This window comes from Promicromonospora sp. NPDC059942 (assembly GCF_042731755.1).
Classification (GTDB): Bacteria; Actinomycetota; Actinomycetes; order Actinomycetales; family Cellulomonadaceae; genus Promicromonospora.
The window spans coordinates 1-3,527 of sequence record NZ_JBHWLR010000051.1; the positions used below are offsets into that span (position 1 = coordinate 1).

General features: G+C 72.6%; 3 protein-coding genes. 1 reads left to right on the top strand and 2 read right to left on the bottom strand.

Features of this window, described 5'->3' with window-relative positions; all coding sequences use genetic code 11:
• Window positions 1-155 precede the first annotated feature (155 nt).
• Together ACFV9Q_RS29195 and ACFV9Q_RS29200 are read right to left on the bottom strand one after the other, a co-directional pair.
• Window positions 156-2,336, bottom strand: a complete 2,181-nt coding sequence (locus ACFV9Q_RS29195) for an MMPL family transporter (protein ID WP_377237306.1) — start codon at window positions 2,334-2,336, stop codon at window positions 156-158.
• Window positions 2,333-2,782, bottom strand: coding sequence for a pyrimidine dimer DNA glycosylase/endonuclease V (locus ACFV9Q_RS29200; protein ID WP_377237307.1), 450 nt, complete (start codon window positions 2,780-2,782; stop codon window positions 2,333-2,335). The genes ACFV9Q_RS29195 and ACFV9Q_RS29200 overlap by 4 nt, the downstream gene beginning before the upstream one ends.
• A 159-nt stretch (window positions 2,783-2,941) precedes the next feature.
• Between ACFV9Q_RS29200 and ACFV9Q_RS29205 the strand changes: the two genes are divergently transcribed.
• Window positions 2,942-3,493 (top strand): MarR family winged helix-turn-helix transcriptional regulator, encoded by a 552-nt coding sequence (locus ACFV9Q_RS29205; protein ID WP_377227952.1) that lies wholly within the window; start codon window positions 2,942-2,944, stop codon window positions 3,491-3,493.
• Window positions 3,494-3,527: the final 34 nt, after the last annotated feature.

Here is a 3,527-nt window from a genome sequence, read left to right on the forward strand (position 1 = left end):
TTTTAGTTACGCGAGGGGGTGCCCCTGGCGTTTGGTGCCGCACAGTGGACCTGCACCAAAGGAGAAAAGAGGCGGGCCGGCCTTCCCCCAAGGACCGGCCGACCCGTCAGCCACCTCCAGGATCCGGCGTCGAGACGACCAGAACCCGCTACCGCCTACTTCCCACCCCGCCCCAGCTTCGACGGCCACCAGACCTTCCGGCCGATGTCGTACGTGAGCGCGGGCACCAGCAGCGAGCGGACGGCGAACGTGTCGAGCAGCACGCCGAACGCCACGATGAACGCGAGCTGCGCCAGGAACAGCACGGGGATCACCGCCAGCGCCGTGAAGGTCGCCGCGAGCACCAGGCCCGCCGACGTGATGATGCCGCCCGTCAGCCGCAGCCCGCGCAGCACGCCCTCGCGGGTGCCGTGCACGAGCGACTCCTCCCGGACCCGGGTCATCAGGAAGATGTTGTAGTCGATCCCGAGCGCCACCAGGAACACGAACCCGAACAGCGGGACCGCCGGGTCCGCGCCCGGGAAGCCCAGCACGTCGTTGAAGACCAGCGCGGAGACGCCCATGGCGGTCCCGAACGACAGCACGGTGGTCAGGACGAGCAGCACGGGCGCGAGCACCGCGCGCAGCAGCAGCATGAGGATGACCAGGATCACCACGAGCACGATCGGCACGATGACCGTGCGGTCGCGGATCGACGCCTCGTTCGTGTCCAGGTCGGTCGCGGACTCGCCGCCGACCAGGGCGGCGGGCAGCTCGTCGGCGTAGGCGGCGCGCAGGTCGCGCACCGTCTGCTCCGCGGCCAGCGAGTCCGCGGCGTCGCCGAGCGTGCCCTGCAGCAGCACCGCGCCGTCGGACACCACGGGTTCGGGGGCCGGAGACCCTGGCGGGCCGAAGGGCTGGACGCCGTCCTCGGTCACCGTGGCTGTGTTGCTCGCGGTGTCGGCGGTGACCGCGACGCCCTCGATCCCGTCGTCCGCCAGCAGGACGTCGGCCGCGCGCTGCAGGTCCTCCTGCGGCGCGATCACGTAGACCGGGCTGCCCGAGCCGGCCGGGAAGTGCTCGGCGAGCACCTCCTGCCCGTCGCGGGCCTCGGAGGAGCCCAGGACGAGCTCCGACTGCGGCACGCCCGAGGCCTGGAGCTGGGTGATCCCCACGCAGCCGAGGGCGAGTACGGCCGCCGTCGTGATCCAGATGGTGCGGGGCCTGGCGCGGATCGCGCGCGAGACCCGTCCCCACAGCCCGACCTCCTCGGCGCCGGACTCCGCCGCGGCGGGGTCGTAGACGGGGCGTCGCGGCCAGAACGCCGCCCGGCCGAACGCCAGCAGCAGGGCCGGGAGCAGCGTGAGCGCGGCGAGCATCGAGAAGGCGATGCCGACGGCGGCCACGGGTCCCAGCGTGCTGTTGGACCGCAGCTCGCTGAACAGCAGGCAGAGCAGGCCGGCGATGACCGTGCCGCCCGAGGCGAGGATCGGCTCGACCGAGCCGCGCAGCGCGCGCAGCGTCGCGGTCCACTTGTCCGGGGTGTGCAGCAGCTCCTCGCGGAACCGCGCCACGTACAGGAGGGCGTAGTCCGTCGCGGCGCCGATCACGAGGATGAAGAGAATGCCCTGCGTCTGTCCGCTGAGCAGCAGCACGCCCGAGTTCGCCAGGTGCCAGACCGTCAGCAGCGCGATGCACAGCGCGAACATGCTGGTGGCGAGCACCGCCAGGGGCAGCAGCAGCGACCGGTAGACGATGATCAGGATGACCAGCACCGCGGCCAGCGCCACGCCGAGCAGCAGCCCGTCGATCCCGGCGAACGCCGAGACCAGGTCGCTGGAGAAGCCCGCGGGGCCCGTGACGTACAGGTCGACGCCGGCGGGCAGGTCCTCGGCGAGGGTCGCGCGCAGCTCGGCGGTCGCCTCGCCCACGTCGGCGTCGCCGGACAACGGTATGAAGGCCTGGGCGGCGACGCCGTCGTCGGACGGGATCGCGGGGGAGACGTCGCCGTCCACCACGTCCAGGTCGCCGGCGGCGGTCAGCCGGTCGCCGATCGTGGTGAGCTGGTCGTCGGTGAGCTCGTCCGGCGAGACGAAGACGACCAGCGCCGGGATCGCGTCGCCCTCGGTGAAGCCCGACAGGCGCTCCTGCACCTCGGTCGCCTCGGCGGTCTCGGGCAGGTAGGCGGTGCGGTCGTTGGACGAGACCTCGTCGATCCGGCCGAAGTACGGGCCGCCCACGGAGGCGCCCACGAGCCAGACGAGGATGAGGACGGCGGGCAGGGTCACCCGCAGCCAGCGCGGTACGCGCGACGTCGTGGTGCGGGGCGACGGGCCTGGGTTGGGTGCGGTGCTCATGCGACGACCCGCTCCCAGCTCGCCACGTCGCCGGGCACGGCGACGAACAGCGGGTGGGCGGCGGGCGTGCCGGTCGAGGCGAGACCCGGCCGGTGCTCGGGCGAGCGGACGGCGACCTTGCGCAGCAGGTGCTGCCGCTCGAGGTCGAGCTGCCCCGTGGTCACGACGATCCTGCGGACGTCGCGCGTGCTCGGGTCCAGCGGCCGGGAGATGCGCTCGACGTCGAACTGGTAGCCCCGCCGCGTCGCCTCGTCCCGCACCCCGTGGAGGTAGCTGGAGATGGCGGCGACCGGGTCCGGGTGCGCGGTGAAACGTTCGAGCTGGGGGTGTGCGGTGTATCCCGCGGTCCGGCCGAGGAGTACGGCCTGCGCGAGGAGCGCCTCGCGCCAGCAGGCGACGAGCCCCTGGCGGTCGAGCAGTGCGGGATCGAGCGACCAGAGCCTCATGGGCGTCGTCGGCTCCTTCTCTGAGAGGGGGCGCCCGCACCCAGCACCAGCCGCGGAGACGGGGGTGCGGGGCACAGGCATGCCAGGGATGCCCGGAATTTAGCTAGCCAGGCTATATTCAAGTGTATGACGCAGTATGTGCAGGGGTAAAATCCGAGCGTGGAGCCAGAACCCGTGCCGGATGCCGAGACCCAGCCGTCGATGCTGGACCCCCGAGTCATGGACCCGGACGAGGAGATCGTGCACCGGGCCGGCATGGACGAGCGGGACGTCGACCAGGTCGTGCGCGTCCTGGAGGCCCTGCGCGGCTGGCACGAGACCGAGCGCCGTATGAGCGAGGCGTCGCGTCGGTACATGAAGCTCGGCGAGACTGACATGCGGGCCCTGCGCTACATCATCGCCATGCAGAACCACGGGCGCATCGTGACGCCGGGCGCGATCGCCGAGCACCTGGGCATCACCACGGCCTCGACCACCAAGCTGCTCGACCGGCTCGCCGCGGGCGGCCACGTGCACCGGTTCCCCCACCCGTCCGACCGGCGCAGCCTCGCGATCGAGGTGTCCGTCGAGACGCGTCGGGCGGCGCGGGAGACCGTGGGGCGCAGCCACGCCCGGCGGTTCGACGCCGCGGCGCGGCTGACGCCCAAGGAACGGGAGATCGTCGCGCGGTTCCTCGACGACCTGGCGAGCACGGAGCACGAGCCGGACTAGGGCCAGGCCGGCCCCGGCCCGGCCGGGCCCGGCC